Origin of the sequence: Pseudoflavonifractor hominis (assembly GCF_014288125.1) — a bacterium.
GTDB lineage: Bacteria > Bacillota > Clostridia > Oscillospirales > Oscillospiraceae > Pseudoflavonifractor_A > Pseudoflavonifractor_A gallinarum.
Genome location: NZ_JACOPR010000001.1, coordinates 165,292 through 179,046, shown reverse-complemented (window position 1 = coordinate 179,046; position 13,755 = coordinate 165,292). Strand labels below are relative to the sequence as shown.

Genomic DNA, 13,755 nt, shown 5'->3' with positions numbered 1-13,755 from the left:
GTGTTTCCGGTGGTTTTGCGGTATACTAAATCGTTACAGGCGCGCCGGGTGCGCCCCCTGTGAGATACCAATATATGCGGGTCTGCCGCAAGCCATACAAGAGGGAGACTGGGACCATGAAACAGGAACGCGGATATGCGAAAGTGACCATCACGCCAAAGGGAGAGCGAGCCCTGCTGGGCGGACACCCCTGGGTGTACGACGGGGAGATCGTCTCCATCGAGGGCGCGTATGAGAACGGCGCTCTGGTGGATGTGGTGAGCGGAAAGGGCCGCTACCTGGGCACGGGATTTCTCAGCGAGACCTCCCGGATCCGGGTGCGTCTCATCTCCCGCAACGCCAACGACCGGTTTGACGAGGCCTTCTGGGCGCGCCGGGTGCGCTACGCCTGGGAGTACCGCAAGACGGTCATGGGGGAGGATACCGACTGCTGCCGCATCATCTTCGGGGAGGCGGATTCCTTCCCAGGCCTCACGGTGGACCGGTTCCATGATCTGCTGGTGACCCAGACCCTCTCGCTGGGGATGGAACTGCGCAAGGAGATGATCTTCCCCCTGATCTATAAAGTGCTGACCGAGGACGGACAGACCATCCGGGGGATCTATGAGCGCAACGACGTGGCCATCCGGGCCCACGAGGGGCTGGCGGAGAACAAGGGATGGTTCCATCTGGAGGGAGTCCCGGTCCCGGAGAGTCCCCGCACCGCCATCGTGGAAAACGGGGTGGAGTACGCCGTGGACGTGGAGAACGGACAGAAGACCGGCTTTTTCCTGGACCAGAAGTACAACCGCCAGGCTGTGGCCCGGCTGGCCCGGGGCAAGCGGGTGCTGGACTGTTTTACCCACACTGGCTCCTTTGCCCTGAACGCCGCCAAGGGGGGCGCGGCCCACGTGACCGCCGTGGATGTGTCTGAGCTGGCGGTGGAGATGGCCCGGGAGAATGCCCGGCGCAACGGCCTGGAGGGGATCATGGACTTTACGGCTGCCAATGTGTTCGACCTTCTGCCTGCTCTGGAGGAGAAGGGGGGCCATCCCTACGACTTCATCATCCTGGACCCGCCCGCCTTCACCAAGAGCCGCAAGACCATTGACGCCGCCGCACGGGGCTATAAGGAGATCAACTACCGGGCCATGAAGCTGCTCCCCCGGGGCGGCTATCTGGCCACCTGCTCCTGCTCCCACTTCATGGATGAGGAGCGGTTCGTGCGGATGCTCCACAGCGCGGCCCGGGACGCGGGCGTACAGCTGCGGCAGATCGAGGCCCGGCAGCAGTCGCCCGACCATCCCATCCTGTGGAATGTGCCCGAGACCAATTACCTGAAATTCTACCTGTTCCAGGTGGTATAAAGGAGAACGACCATGGATTATTTTCACTTGAATGCCTCCCGCGACCAGATCGCCGGGATCAGCAACCTGGGCCTGGCCCATCTGGGGGACGCGGTCTTTGAGGTGATGGTGCGCTCCTGGCTGTGCCTGCACGGCAAGGCCAGCGCCCGGGGCCTCCACAAGGCCACCGTCCGCTATGTGGCCGCCCCTGCCCAGGCCCAGGCGGTGGAGCGGATCCTCCCCCTGCTCAGCGAGGAGGAGGGAGACGTCTACCGCCGGGGACGCAACACCAGCCCCCACTCGGTCCCCCAGAAGGCCAGCCGGGCCGAGTACCAGAGTGCCACCGGACTGGAGGCCCTCTTCGGCTGGCTCTATTTGCAGGGGCGGACCGAGCGGCTCAACGAGCTCTTTGCCCATATGATGGAGGAGTGACCCATGCCCTTGGACGCCATTTGCCTCTCCGCCGTGGCGGAGGAGCTGCGCGCCGCCCTGGTGGGCGGGCGCATCGATAAAGTATATCAGCCCGGCCGGGACGAGGTGGTGCTGGCCGTACGGGGCAGCGAGGGGAACGGAAAGCTCCTCCTCTCGGCCAGCCCCAACCAGCCCCGGGCCCAGCTCACCACCGTCAGCCGGGAGAACCCGGGCACGCCCCCCATGTTCTGTATGCTCCTGCGCAAGCACCTGACCGGGGGCCGCATCCTGGAGATCGTCCAGCCCCCCATGGAGCGCCTGCTGGACTTCCGGCTGGAGGTCCTGGACGAGCTGGGTGACCGGGTGGAGCGGCGCCTGATCCTGGAGTGTATGGGCCGCCGGGCCAACCTCATCCTGCTGGACGGGGAGGGGCGGATCGTGGACTGCCTGCGCCGGGTGGACGGAGACCTTGCCTCCAACCAGCGGCAGGTATTGCCCGGGATGTTCTACCGCCTGCCGCCTGCGCCGGACAAGCTGGACCTGCTCGCCTGCTCGGAGGAGGAGCGGGCCGCCGCCCTGGAAAATCCCATGGGGAAGAGTCTGGACAAGCTCCTGCTGGACGCCTTTACGGGCATCTCCCCCCTCATCGCCCGGGAACTGGTCTTCCGGGCCGGGGAGGATCCCGCCGCACTGCGGGAGGAGCTGGAGAAATTCCGCACGGAGGTGCAGGAAAAGCGCTTTGCGCCCTATCTGCTGGTGCGGGAGGGCCGGGCGGTGGACTTTACCTTTCTGCCCATCCTCCAATACGGACCGGAGACTGAGTGCCGCCGTCAGGAGCGCTTCTCTCCGATGCTGGACGCATTCTATGAGACCCGGGATCAGGCTGAGCGGGTGCGCCAGCGGGGCCAGGACCTCATCAAATCGGTGACCAGCGCCCGGGATCGGGTGGCCCGTAAGCTGGCCAACCAGGAGCGGGAGCTGGAGGCCACTCTGGACCGGGAGCGGCTGCGGGAGCTGGGGGACATCATCACCTCCAATCTCCACGCCATGCACAAGGGACAGAGCGTACTGCGGGCGGTGGACTTCTATGACCCGGAGTGCCGGGAGGTGGAGATCCGGCTGGACCCCCTCCGCACTCCCCAGCAGAACGCTGCCAAATATTATAAGGATTACAACAAGGCCAAGACCGCCGAGGAGATGCTCACCATCCAGATCGAAAAGGGTGAGAAGGAGCTGGAGTACCTCAACAGTGTGCTGGAGAACATCACCCTGGCCGAGGGCGAGCGGGATTTGCAGGAGATCCGGCAGGAGCTGGCCGACACTGGCTACCTCCGCCGGGGCAAGACGGCCGCCAAGCGGGAGAAGCGGGTGTCGGGCAAGCCCATGGAGTTCCGCTCCTCCGCGGGGCTGCGGATCTCGGTGGGCAAGAACAACAGTCAGAACGACCAGCTCACCACCAAGATGGCCTTCAAGAGCGACATCTGGTTCCACACTCAGAAGATCCACGGCTCCCACGTGATCCTCTGGACCGAGGGAGGGACCCCCGACGTGCAGAGCCTCCACGAGGCGGCGGTGCTGGCGGCCTGGTTCTCCCAGGGACGGGAGGGGAAAAAGGTGCCGGTGGACTATACGCCGGTCAAGTATGTGAAAAAGCCCGCGGGGGCCCGGCCCGGCATGGTGATCTATACCACCTATGAGACCGCCTATGTGGACCCGGACGGGGAACTGGTGAAGCGTCTGCGCATAAAATAATAAGAGGAGGAAAGTGCCATGGAGAACTGTCACATTCTGGTGGTAGAGGACGACCCGGACATCAACCGCCTGCTCTGTACGGTGTTGGGGAACGCGGGATACGACTGCCGCCCCGCCTTTTCCGGGAGTGAGGCGGAGCTCTGGGCCACCCAGTACAACTATGACCTGGTGCTGCTGGATCTGATGCTTCCCGGTCTGACCGGAGAGGAATTCATCCAGAAGATGCGCCGGAAAAAGACCATGCCCATCCTGGTCCTCTCGGCCAAGGCGGGCCTGGAGGACCGGGTGAACGTCCTGCGGCTGGGGGCGGACGATTTCATCCCCAAGCCCTTTGACAACGCAGAGGTCCTGGCCCGGGTGGAGGCCCAGCTGCGGCGGTACAAGGAATTTTCCGGCGGCGGGGCGGGGCAGGTCCTCACCCACGGCGCGCTGGTCCTGGACCGGGAGAGCGTGACCGTCACCGTGGACGGAAAGCCCGCCAGCCTGACCGCCCGGGAGTTTGAGATCCTGGCTCTGCTGATGGCCCATCCGAAAAAGGTCTTTACCCGGGAACAGCTCTATGAGCAGGTATGGGGCGGGGAGTTTATGGGGGATGATAATACGGTGAATGTCCACATCTCCAACCTGCGCTCCAAGCTGAACAAGGTCAGCAAGGGGGACTATATCAAGACGGTCTGGGGCATTGGATTTAAAATGGCGGAGGAGAACGAGTGAGTCCCCGGGCAGAGTTTAGACATTCTTAATCTTTGCTTTATCCGGCTTTATGGACGAGCTGCTACAATGGCATCACAATCAAAAAGGAAGGGTTGATGCCTGTATGGCAGAACAAGTATTGACGACCCGGGGCCTTACCAAGCGCTACGGCCATGCGCTGGCCGCGGATCATATCAATCTGGACCTGGAACGGGGACAGATCTACGGCCTGGTCGGACGCAACGGCGCCGGAAAGACCACCATCATTCGGATGATCACCGCCCAGACCACCCCAACCGAGGGGGAGATCTCCCTCTTTGGGGCACGGGATGAGCGGGAAAACGCCCGTATGCGCGCCCGTACCGGGGCCATGGTGGAGACCCCCAGCTTTTATCCCTATCTGAACGCCCGTCAGAATCTGGAGTATTACCGCATTCAGCGGGGCATCCCGGGGAGGAATGCGGTGGACGAGGCGCTGGAGGCGGCCGGACTGACGGATACCGGGACCAAGCCGTTCAAGCATTTTTCTCTGGGCATGAAGCAGCGCCTAGGCCTGGCGCTGGCCCTGATGAACCGCCCCGATCTCCTGCTTCTGGACGAGCCCATCAACGGCCTGGACCCGGAGGGGATCGTGGAGTTTCGGAACCTGCTCCTGAAGCTCAACCGGGACCGGCAGACAACCATCCTGATCTCCAGCCACATTCTGAGCGAGCTTGCCAACCTGGCCACCTGCTACGGGTTCATCGACCACGGCGTGCTGCTGGAGCAGATCTCCGCCGCGCGGCTGAGTGAGAAGTGCCGGGCCTGCCTGGAGCTGCGGGTAGACGACGCCGCCAAGGCGGCCCTGGTCCTGGAGGAAGATTTGGCAACCCGGGACTTTGAGGTACTCAGTCCGTCGGTCATCCGGCTTTACAGCCATCTGGACCGGCCGGGAGAGGTCACCCGTGCCCTGGTAGGGGCGGGCGTGGGCCTCTCTGCCGTGGAGCCCCAGGGGGCCAATCTGGAGGATTACTTCCTGGGCCTGATCGGAGGTGTCCGCCATGCGTAACTATCTGGCTGCCGAGTGTTTCAAGGTGTTCCGGCGCAAGTATTTCTATGTGACCATGGCGATTTTTCTGGCTCTGGAGGGCATTCTTCTTTGGGGGTATTGGAGGACCTATTCCTGGGGCAATCCGCAGGTCTCCTTTTACTCTACCAGTATGATCGTGGCCCTGCTGCTGAGCTTCGGCATGTATGCCACCTTTGGGACCGGCGATATGGTGTTTTCCGACCAGTACAAGCATACCACCCTGAAAAATGAGGTGTCCTACGGTATCCCGCGGGTACGCATTTATCTGGGCAAGCTACTGGTCTCCCTGTTGGTAGCATTTGTCGCCTGTGCAGTGCTGGTGGGCTTCTATCTGGCAGGGTGCTGGCTTCTCTTCCCCCACAGCGGAGAGGACGGGCAGGCGCTGGCTATAGTTGGCTACTGTCTGGCCGGGGCACTGCCGCTTTGGATGGCAGCCCAGGCGGTAGTCCTGGCCTGCTACTTCCATGTACGCAGCTCCGCGATGGCGGCCTTCCTGGGGGTCGCGATCCTGGCGGTCCTGCCCAGTGTGTTTCAGGCCTTTGGTATCCTGTTCCACCCCATCTTTGAGACATTGCGGGGCTTTATGCCCGCCGTGATGCTGGAGGAGCTGAGAAATCGTGCCTTTGATGGAGGCTATCTGGCCCGATGCTGGATCACCGGACTGGTCTGGTTCGGTGCTGCCACCGGGATCGGGATGGGCCTGTTCCAGAAAAAGGAGATTCGCTGAGGTGGAAAGGGGGGAGCTTCCATATGTTCAACTATGTCAAGGCGGAGCTGTGGAAGCTCACACAGCGCCCCGCGCTCTTTCTGACCTGGGGCATTCTATTTCTGCTCATGGTGGTCTATTCCGTCCTTTTGAGCGGGAGAGAGTACAGCAATCTCGTGGCGGCATGCACGGTGGTCCTGGTGGCGGGCGTCCTGGTCGCGCCCCTGCTGGTGCTACTGGTGGATGACGGCGCACCCGATACCCTGAAGCATGAGGTCGCTTTTGGTCTGAGCCGCACCCGGATCTATCTGGGAAAACTGATTGCGGTCCTGCTGGCCGGGCTGGCCCTGTGTGTCATACTGCTGGGGGCCTGCCTCATCGGGGGGTGGCTGCTGCTGAACCACAGCGATCCGGAACAGGAGTGGACCAATCTGGTGGTGCTGGGCTTTTCTCTCCTGGGCGCGGTGCCCATCTGGTGCGGTATGGCGGGGGTCTGCCATATGGCGGCGCTGGCCATCCGGAACACGGCGGTGTGGATCTGCGGATACTATATTTATTTCTTTTTTGGACAGCCCATTTTATTGGTGTTCGTGGCCATCCTCTTTGCGGGCAACACCTCCTCCTGGGCGGCAACCGTTGCCGAGGCGATTGTTATGCCCTCTCTGCTTCTGACGCCCCGGTTTCTGAGCGGATGGCTGACTTGGACGTATCAGGTTTGGTGCTGGGGCGTGGGGCTGGGCTGGCTGGCTGCCAGCACGGCGGCCGGACTGGCTCTGCTGAAACGGAAAGACATCCGGTAGACAGAAAAAATAGGCGCACCCGCGCAAAGCGGGTGCGCCACGATTTGTTTGGAAGGGGAAGGGTCCACAGACGTGGGCCCTTCTCAGAAAGGGGAAAGGACCATGTGGATCCTCTGCGGAATCTTGCTGGTGCTGTGCATTGTGCTGGTGTGTTGGGGCCGTATACAGAACCGCTCACTCCGCTCGGCGGTGGAGCAGCTTCGGCAGCTGGAGGAGCAGGACAGCGTCTCCCGGGTACGGCTGGAGGCCCCCAATGCCGCGGCGGAAGCCCTCCTGGAGGAGGTCAACCGGCTGCTGGCCCTTCGGCAGGAGGAGCGGGCGGAGGGAAGGGCCCGGGAGCGGGAGCTCCGGCGGCAGATCTCCAACATCTCCCACGATCTGCGCACCCCGCTGACCTCCATTTTGGGTTACCTCCAGCTTCTGGAGGAGGGCGGCCTGACCGAGGAACAGCAGACGGAATATCTGGGCGTGATCCGGGGCCGGGCTCAGACGTTGCAGCGGCTCATCACCAGCTTCTATGATCTCTCCCGGCTGGAGGGCGGGGAATTTCCGCTGGAAAAGCAGCGGGTGGACCTGAGGGCGGTCTTTTCCGAGCTGCTGGCCTCCTTCTATACCGACTTTACCGAGGCGGGGTTTGAGATGGAGGTGGATCTGCCCTCCGACCTGCCCCCCGTCCAGGCCGATCCGGGGGGCGTGCTCCGGATCGGGACCAATCTGCTGCGCAATGCACTGGACCACGGGGCTGGTCCCATGTCCATCCGTCTGTGGCAGGAGGGGGGCACGGTCGTCAGCTCCTTCGCCAATGCGGCCCCCGGGCTGGAGGCGGAGGATGTGCCCCGGGTATTTGAGCGGTTTTTTACGGCGGATAAGATGCGCACCGGACGCAACACCGGGTTGGGCCTTGCCATTGTCAAGACCCTGGGGGAACAGATGGGATGCACCGTTACGGCATCCGGAGATCAGGCACGCTTTGAGATCCGGATCACCTGGCCCAGGTGGCGGGAGAGAGGGTGAGACTCTCCGGTCAGGAGACCGGGTCCAGCCGTCCGGTGGCGGGGTCCATCAGAAAGCCGCGCACCACCAGGCCGTCCGGCATGAGCGGGTGGGAGACGATCTGCTCCACGGTGGCCCGGACGGAGTCCTCCGCACTGTCAAAGCCGGTGAGCCAGCGGCGCAGGTCAATGCCGCAGCTCTCCACCAGGCGGATGCGGTCCTCGGAGATGCCGCGCTCCCCCATATGGCGGAGCATTTCCTCGCCGTCCATGTGCTGCACTCCGCAGTCGTAGTGGCCCACCACCATGATCTCCTCCACGCCCAGCTCATAGACAGCGATGAGGAGGCTGCGCATGATGCTCCCGAAGGGATGGCTGACCACCGCGCCGGCATTCTTGATGAGCTTGACATCCCCGTTGCGCAGGCCCAGCGCCGCGGGGAGCAGTTCCGTGAGCCGGGTGTCCATACAGGAGAGGACCGCCAGATGCTTGTCGGGATATTTACTGGTCTGATAGGGGGCATACCGCTCCTGAGAGACAAAGGAGCGGTTATAGCGCAGGATCTCATCGATCATATCAGGACCACCGCCTTTCACGAGATTGACTGTATTATCATACTCTTTTTGGAAAACAATGTAAAGAGTGGGCGGCGTGTTGCGGGTTGCCTGCGGAGCGATTGTAGAAATAGAGAAAAAGCTCTGGTAATTTCTTGACAAAGTTATGGGAAACTGCTATCTTTTCTTAGAGGATAAGAACTCATAGGACTTGAAACGGAGCAGAAGGCCGTTTTTATTAAACTTATGAGTCTTATTTGTTGAGTTTAGAGAGTCCGGCGGGACCCTGTTCTGCCGGAAAACGAGACGGATGGCCCCGGCTCCGCTGTCCAGCCCCACCGAAGGGAAACGGGATGGTCTGGAAACGTGCGGGCATTGGCCGAGTCGGAGGAAAGGAAAGATCAAGGTATGGTTAAAGTCGTGAGAAAGAAGGTCCTCAATCCCAGCGTGACCCTGCTGGAAGTCGAGGCCCCCATGATCGCCAAGAAGGCACAGGCGGGACAGTTCATCATCCTGCGTCTGGATGAGGAGGGCGAGCGTATCCCCCTCACCATCGGCGATTATGACCGCGAGAAGGGCACCATCACCATCATGTTCCAGAAGGTGGGCCTGACCACGGAGCTGCTGGGCGACCTCAATGAGGGTGATTATATCCGGGACTTCGTAGGCCCCCTGGGCCAGCCCACCCGCCCCGAGCTGGGCGATGTGAAGCGGGTGTGCGTGGTCGGCGGCGGCGTGGGCTGCGCCATCGCCTATCCCCAGGCCAAGAGCCTCCACGCTGAGGGCATCCAGGTGGACGTCATCGCCGGTTTCCGCTCCAAGGACATCGTGATCCTGGAGGAGGAGTTCAAGGCCGCCTGTGACAACTTCTACCTGACCACCGACGACGGCACCTACGGCGAGAAGGGCTTTGTCACCGACAAGCTCAAGGCCCTCATCGAGGCCGGCAACCAGTATGACGCTGTGATCGCCATCGGCCCCGTTCCCATGATGAAGTTTGTCTGCAAGACCACCGAGCCCTTCGGCATCCACACCCTGGTGAGCCTCAACCCCATCATGATCGACGGCACCGGCATGTGCGGCTGCTGCCGTGTCACGGTGGGCGGCGAGATGAAGTTTGCCTGCGTGGACGGCCCCGACTTTGACGGCCACAAGGTGGATTTTGACGAGCTGATGAACCGCAACTCCGTGTACCGCGAGCGTGAGGCCAAGGAAAAAGAGCGCCACACCTGCCGCATGGAGACGCTCGCCAAGAACATGATTCACTAAGGGAGGTCGAAGAAAATGCCGAACATGAGCATGACGAAGAATCCGATGCCGGAGCAGGATCCCGGCGTCCGTAACCATAACTTTGAAGAGGTGGCCATGGGCTACACCGCCGAGATGGCCATCGACGAGGCCAAGCGCTGCCTGAACTGCAAGAACAAGCCCTGCGTCAACGGCTGCCCCGTGAACATCCGTATCCCCGAGTTCATCGCCAAGGTGGCCGAGGGCGACTTCCAGGGCGCCTATGACGTCATCACCAGCACCAACGCCCTGCCCTCCATCAGCGGCCGTGTCTGCCCCCAGGAGACTCAGTGTGAGTGCCACTGTGTCCGCGGCATCAAGGGCGAGCCCGTGGCCATTGGCCGTCTGGAGCGCTTCGTGGCCGACTGGTACCGTGAGAACGTCAACGCCATGCCCGAGAAGCCCGCGTCCAACGGGATCAAGGTGGCGGTGGTGGGCTCCGGCCCTGCCAGCCTGACCTGCGCCAGCGATCTGGCCAAGAAGGGCTATCAGGTCTCCATCTTCGAGGCCTTCCACACCGCCGGCGGCGTGCTGGTCTACGGCATCCCCGAGTTCCGTCTGCCCAAGGCCATCGTGCAGAACGAGGTCGACAAGCTGTGCGCTCTGGGCGCTGATCTGGAGTGCGACGTGGTGGTGGGCCGTACCTACACCATCGACGAGATGTTTGAGGACGGCTACAAGGCCGTGTTCGTCGGTTCCGGTGCCGGCCTGCCCATGTTCATGGGTATTCCCGGCGAGGCTCTGGCCGGCGTGTACTCTGCCAACGAGTACCTGACCCGCATCAACCTGATGAAGGCCTACCGCGAGGGCTATGACACCCCCGTGAAGGACGCCAAGGCCGTGGCCGTCGTGGGCGGCGGCAACGTGGCCATGGACGCCGCCCGCTGCGCCAAGCGCATGGGCGCCAAGGTGTATGTGGTCTACCGCCGGGATGAGGAGGCCATGCCTGCCCGCCGTGAGGAGATCCATCACGCCAAGGAAGAGGGCATCGAGTTCCTGTTCCTCAACAACCCCGTCAAGATCCTGGACGATGGCCACGGCAAGGTCCGCGCCATGGAGTGCGTGAAGATGGAGCTGGGCGAGCCCGACACCTCCGGCCGCCGCCGTCCGGTGGAGATCCCCGGTTCCAACTTTGAGCTGGAAGTGGACACCGTCATCATGTCCCTGGGCACCAGCCCCAACCCCCTGATCCGCTCCACCACCCCCGGCCTGGAGGCCAACAAGAAGGGCTGCCTGGTGGCTGATGAGGAGACCATGGCTACCAGCCGTGAGGGCGTGTACGCCGGCGGTGACGCCGTGACCGGCGCCGCCACCGTGATCCTGGCCATGGGCGCCGGCAAGAAGGCCGCTGCCGCCATGGACAAGTACCTGCAGGAGAAGTACGGGAAGTAATCCGGTTGCCCCCGAAAACAACAGCGCGCCGCAGAGTCAAAGCTCTGCGGCGCGTTTTTGCATGTTACCAGGGAAGGAAGCTCCCGGTCTCCCGATTTTCCAGCACGTTGAGCGCACCGACCAGAAGCTGGGCGGCCTCCGCCCGGGTCAGGGTATTGGAAAGGGTAAGTGTGCCGTTGGACTCGGCCTGAAGGACACCGCAGCTCTCCAGGTTGGCCGCCGACTGGACCGCCCAGGCGGGCGCGCCGGTCAGATCCACGCCGAAGGTGGGCTGCGCCACGTCGGTGACCTGGAGTACCCGGTTGAGCAGTACGCTGGCCTCGGCCCGGGTCACGAGTGCCTGGGGCTGGAACACCACCTGTCCATCGGCGCTCTGGGTCCCCTGGACCAGTCCCGCTTTGAGGGCGGAGGCCACATAGGGCTTGGCCCACTGGGGAATGGAGGTGTCGTCGGCAAAGCCGGTGCGGCTCACGTCCTCCAGGGCCTCCAGCCCGGTGGTATCCATCACCATGGCCACGAACTGGCTGCGGGTCACAGGCAGATCAGGCTGGAAGAAGTAGGAGTCCCCCATACATTCCCCCACAAAGATCCCCTCTTCGGCCAGACGAATGGCGGCGTTGGCGGCGGCGTGGCCGTCCATATCCGCATAGGTGACCTTGGTGGCCGGCTTCTCGATGGTGATGGTCACCTTGGCCGGAGCGGAGGTGTTGCCCACCGAGTCCACGGCCACGTAGGTGAAGGCGTCTTTTCCAGTCTTGCCCTCATAGGGCGTGTAGGTGAAGGTGTTCTCCCCCTCGGCGGGCATGGTCACCGCGCCCCGGGCCGGTTTGCTGACCAGCTGGTAGGAGAGCAGATCTCCCTCGGGATCGGTGGCGGAGAACGGTGCGGTGAGTACGGTGTTTTTATAGGTGGAGAGCTCCAGATGCTGGGCCACCGGGGTGTTGTTCTCAGCGGAGAGAAGGTAGAGCCCTACCTCCACCTCCCGGCCGGAGACACCGTTGGAGAAGACGGGGGCAAAGGTGAACTGCGAGGTGGCCGCGGTGGGCTGAGTGGAGGCGAGAAAGCGCAGTCCATCCACCGCGTCCATGGAGACGGAATCCCCCACGTTCAGCGGGATACCGGCCAGAGTGAGCACGCCGGCTGCGGCGTCGGGAAGGGAGGAGATGACCACGGCGTCCAGGGCCACATCTCCGTCGGCGTCCACCCGGAAATCCTCGGCGGAGAAGGAGATGGACTCTCCCGGCAGGCCGTTTTTGGCAAAGGCGGCCACCGTGGCCTCTCCGGCCGATGTCTCCTCCTTGCCCCAGAACAGAAAGGCGGAGGCGGGAAGGGAGAAGGTCAGGGTGAGGGCGCACAGCGCACCCAGGGATACCAGGCGGCGGGTCAGTGCGGAATGCTTCAAAGAAAAAACCTCCTTGTTTGGAAAAATGGGATCACCCACAGTCTTTCCCAAAACAAGGAGGTTATGCGGTTTTTCCTATAATTTGCTCCGGTCCCGTAGCCAGCTGGGGAGGGAGCGCATTTTTACGCTGGATACGATGCCCATGGCGGCAAACATGGTGATGATGGAGGAGCCGCCGTAGCTCACGAAGGGGAGGGTCAGACCCACCACGGGGAAGATATACAGGCACATGGCGATGTTGACGCCCACCTGAGCCAGGAGCATTCCGGCATATCCCATCACCAGGTAGGCCGACTGGGGGGAACAGGCCCGCCGGGCCACCCAGATGCAGCGCAGGATAATGGAAGACATCAGGAGGAGCAGGAACACGCAGCCGATAAAGCCGAACTCCTCACCACAGACGGCGAAGATCTCGTCGTTGTACCGGGCGGGCAGGCTGGTGGCATAGGCGCTCTGGGTCAGGTTGCCGTTGAGGTAACCCATGCCGGTGAGCTGGCCGCTGCCGATGGCAGTGATACTCTTGGTCTGCTGCCACCCGGTGTCCATGGTCTGATCGTAGAGGGTGTCCGGGTTGCCGGTGATGTGGTCCACCACCACCTTGATTCGGCGGAAGAAATAGATGCCGCTGAACTTGTCCCAGAACAGAACGATCAGCACCACCATGGCGGCAAAGAGCAGGATGGCCAGGACAAACCAACGCTTCTTGACACCGGACACCCAGGCCACCACCACGAAGATGAAGAGATAGGTGAGCCCCATGCCGAAGTCGCCCGAGGCCACCGCGATCAGGCCGAACATCATCAGGGTATGGCCTGTGATCTGCATGACCGAGGGAATGGAGCTGATGTCATGCCCCCGGCTCTGGATGCGGCTGCACTGCCAGGCCAGAAGCAGGATAAAGGTGAGTTTGACGATCTCCGCGGGCTGGAGCTCAAAGGGGATACCGGGGATAGAGAGCCAGCTGCGGTTGCCTGTGCCGTGGTCCACACCGATGGGGGTGCGGGTGAGCAGCACAAAACCGATGTTGAAGGCCAGAAGAAACTTCCAGGATTTTTCGGTAAAAAGCTCCACGTCCACCGAGGACATCACAATATAGACCAGCACGCCCAGCACAATCGCGATGGACTGGACCGGCATGAAGCGGGTGCTCTCGGTATAGCGGGATGCGCTGTAAATGAGCACCAGTCCAAAGCCGCTGGCAGCCAGGCAGAGGGAGAGGAGCACAAGGTCGCCCTTGCGGAAAAACTCTTTCAGGGAATCGGTGAGCCAGGACAGAGAAAACGGCCTCCTTTCCAAATCGAACCAATCAGAAATCCGGAGCGCTTCCGCCGGGAAGCTCCGAGGAACGGCTCTTATCATATCACCTTTTTGG

At 62.4% G+C, this 13,755-nt stretch carries 13 protein-coding genes; 10 read left to right on the top strand and 3 right to left on the bottom strand.

Translation table 11 applies throughout. From position 1 onward, the window contains the following. The first annotated feature begins 116 nt into the window (after window positions 1-116). The 8 genes from H8S34_RS00890 (at window position 117) to H8S34_RS00855 (ending at window position 7,770) form a co-directional block, all read left to right on the top strand. Window positions 117-1,346, top strand: a complete 1,230-nt coding sequence (locus H8S34_RS00890) for a class I SAM-dependent rRNA methyltransferase (protein WP_101693490.1) — start codon at window positions 117-119, stop codon at window positions 1,344-1,346. Between the two features lie 12 nt (window positions 1,347-1,358). Further along, the gene (locus H8S34_RS00885) at window positions 1,359-1,757 is read left to right on the top strand and encodes a Mini-ribonuclease 3 (RefSeq protein WP_101693489.1); all 399 of its coding nucleotides are present in this window, start codon (window positions 1,359-1,361) and stop codon (window positions 1,755-1,757) included. A gap of 3 nt (window positions 1,758-1,760) precedes the next feature. Beyond that, window positions 1,761-3,488, top strand: a complete 1,728-nt coding sequence (locus H8S34_RS00880) for an Rqc2 family fibronectin-binding protein (RefSeq protein WP_186962794.1) — start codon at window positions 1,761-1,763, stop codon at window positions 3,486-3,488. A gap of 18 nt (window positions 3,489-3,506) precedes the next feature. Then, on the top strand, window positions 3,507-4,202 hold the full coding sequence (locus H8S34_RS00875) for a response regulator transcription factor (protein ID WP_101693487.1): 696 nt from the start codon (window positions 3,507-3,509) through the stop codon (window positions 4,200-4,202). 103 nt (window positions 4,203-4,305) lie between these two features. Further along, on the top strand, window positions 4,306-5,229 hold the full coding sequence (locus tag H8S34_RS00870) for an ABC transporter ATP-binding protein (RefSeq protein ID WP_101693486.1): 924 nt from the start codon (window positions 4,306-4,308) through the stop codon (window positions 5,227-5,229). Further along, the gene (locus H8S34_RS00865; RefSeq protein ID WP_101693485.1) at window positions 5,222-5,977 is read left to right on the top strand and encodes an ABC transporter permease; all 756 of its coding nucleotides are present in this window, start codon (window positions 5,222-5,224) and stop codon (window positions 5,975-5,977) included. Before H8S34_RS00870 ends, H8S34_RS00865 begins: the two co-directional genes overlap by 8 nt. A gap of 23 nt (window positions 5,978-6,000) precedes the next feature. Further along, the gene (locus H8S34_RS00860) at window positions 6,001-6,756 is read left to right on the top strand and encodes an ABC-2 transporter permease family protein (protein WP_186962793.1); all 756 of its coding nucleotides are present in this window, start codon (window positions 6,001-6,003) and stop codon (window positions 6,754-6,756) included. A 102-nt stretch (window positions 6,757-6,858) separates the two neighbouring features. Continuing rightward, window positions 6,859-7,770 carry a sensor histidine kinase gene (locus tag H8S34_RS00855; protein ID WP_186962792.1) on the top strand — a complete coding sequence of 304 codons (912 nt, stop codon included), beginning with the start codon at window positions 6,859-6,861 and terminating at the stop codon, window positions 7,768-7,770. A 10-nt stretch (window positions 7,771-7,780) separates the two neighbouring features. On the opposite strand, the gene H8S34_RS00850 is transcribed toward H8S34_RS00855, so the two are convergent. Then, window positions 7,781-8,323 (bottom strand): beta-class carbonic anhydrase, encoded by a 543-nt coding sequence (locus H8S34_RS00850; RefSeq protein ID WP_101693482.1) that lies wholly within the window; start codon window positions 8,321-8,323, stop codon window positions 7,781-7,783. A gap of 387 nt (window positions 8,324-8,710) precedes the next feature. Here H8S34_RS00850 and H8S34_RS00845 point away from each other — a divergent pair, with 387 nt between their 5' ends. Both H8S34_RS00845 and gltA read left to right on the top strand, forming a co-directional pair. Then, complete coding sequence (locus H8S34_RS00845; protein WP_186962791.1) at window positions 8,711-9,571, top strand: sulfide/dihydroorotate dehydrogenase-like FAD/NAD-binding protein; 861 nt, start codon at window positions 8,711-8,713, stop codon at window positions 9,569-9,571. A gap of 15 nt (window positions 9,572-9,586) precedes the next feature. Next, on the top strand, window positions 9,587-10,981 hold the full coding sequence (gene gltA, locus H8S34_RS00840; protein WP_186962790.1) for an NADPH-dependent glutamate synthase: 1,395 nt from the start codon (window positions 9,587-9,589) through the stop codon (window positions 10,979-10,981). 64 nt (window positions 10,982-11,045) lie between these two features. Here gltA and H8S34_RS00835 read toward each other — a convergent pair whose 3' ends face one another. Both H8S34_RS00835 and H8S34_RS00830 read right to left on the bottom strand, forming a co-directional pair. Further along, on the bottom strand, window positions 11,046-12,383 hold the full coding sequence (locus H8S34_RS00835; RefSeq protein WP_186962789.1) for an S-layer homology domain-containing protein: 1,338 nt from the start codon (window positions 12,381-12,383) through the stop codon (window positions 11,046-11,048). A gap of 75 nt (window positions 12,384-12,458) precedes the next feature. Further along, window positions 12,459-13,679 carry an FtsW/RodA/SpoVE family cell cycle protein gene (locus tag H8S34_RS00830; RefSeq protein ID WP_243207867.1) on the bottom strand — a complete coding sequence of 407 codons (1,221 nt, stop codon included), beginning with the start codon at window positions 13,677-13,679 and terminating at the stop codon, window positions 12,459-12,461. Window positions 13,680-13,755 lie beyond the last annotated feature (76 nt).

Excerpts from the sequence above, each read along its gene's own strand:
- H8S34_RS00865 (WP_101693485.1), top strand. The coding sequence starts at position 5,222 with ATGCGTAACTATCTGGCTGCCGAGTGTTTCAAGGTGTTCCGGCGCAAG.
- H8S34_RS00885 (WP_101693489.1), top strand. The coding sequence starts at position 1,359 with ATGGATTATTTTCACTTGAATGCCTCCCGCGACCAGATCGCCGGGATC.
- H8S34_RS00845 (WP_186962791.1), top strand. The coding sequence starts at position 8,711 with ATGGTTAAAGTCGTGAGAAAGAAGGTCCTCAATCCCAGCGTGACCCTG.
- H8S34_RS00855 (WP_186962792.1), top strand. The coding sequence starts at position 6,859 with ATGTGGATCCTCTGCGGAATCTTGCTGGTGCTGTGCATTGTGCTGGTG.
- H8S34_RS00880 (WP_186962794.1), top strand. The coding sequence starts at position 1,761 with ATGCCCTTGGACGCCATTTGCCTCTCCGCCGTGGCGGAGGAGCTGCGC.
- gltA (WP_186962790.1), top strand. The coding sequence starts at position 9,587 with ATGCCGAACATGAGCATGACGAAGAATCCGATGCCGGAGCAGGATCCC.
- H8S34_RS00860 (WP_186962793.1), top strand. The coding sequence starts at position 6,001 with ATGTTCAACTATGTCAAGGCGGAGCTGTGGAAGCTCACACAGCGCCCC.
- H8S34_RS00890 (WP_101693490.1), top strand. The coding sequence starts at position 117 with ATGAAACAGGAACGCGGATATGCGAAAGTGACCATCACGCCAAAGGGA.
- H8S34_RS00875 (WP_101693487.1), top strand. The coding sequence starts at position 3,507 with ATGGAGAACTGTCACATTCTGGTGGTAGAGGACGACCCGGACATCAAC.
- H8S34_RS00850 (WP_101693482.1), bottom strand. The coding sequence starts at position 8,323 with ATGATCGATGAGATCCTGCGCTATAACCGCTCCTTTGTCTCTCAGGAG.
- H8S34_RS00870 (WP_101693486.1), top strand. The coding sequence starts at position 4,306 with ATGGCAGAACAAGTATTGACGACCCGGGGCCTTACCAAGCGCTACGGC.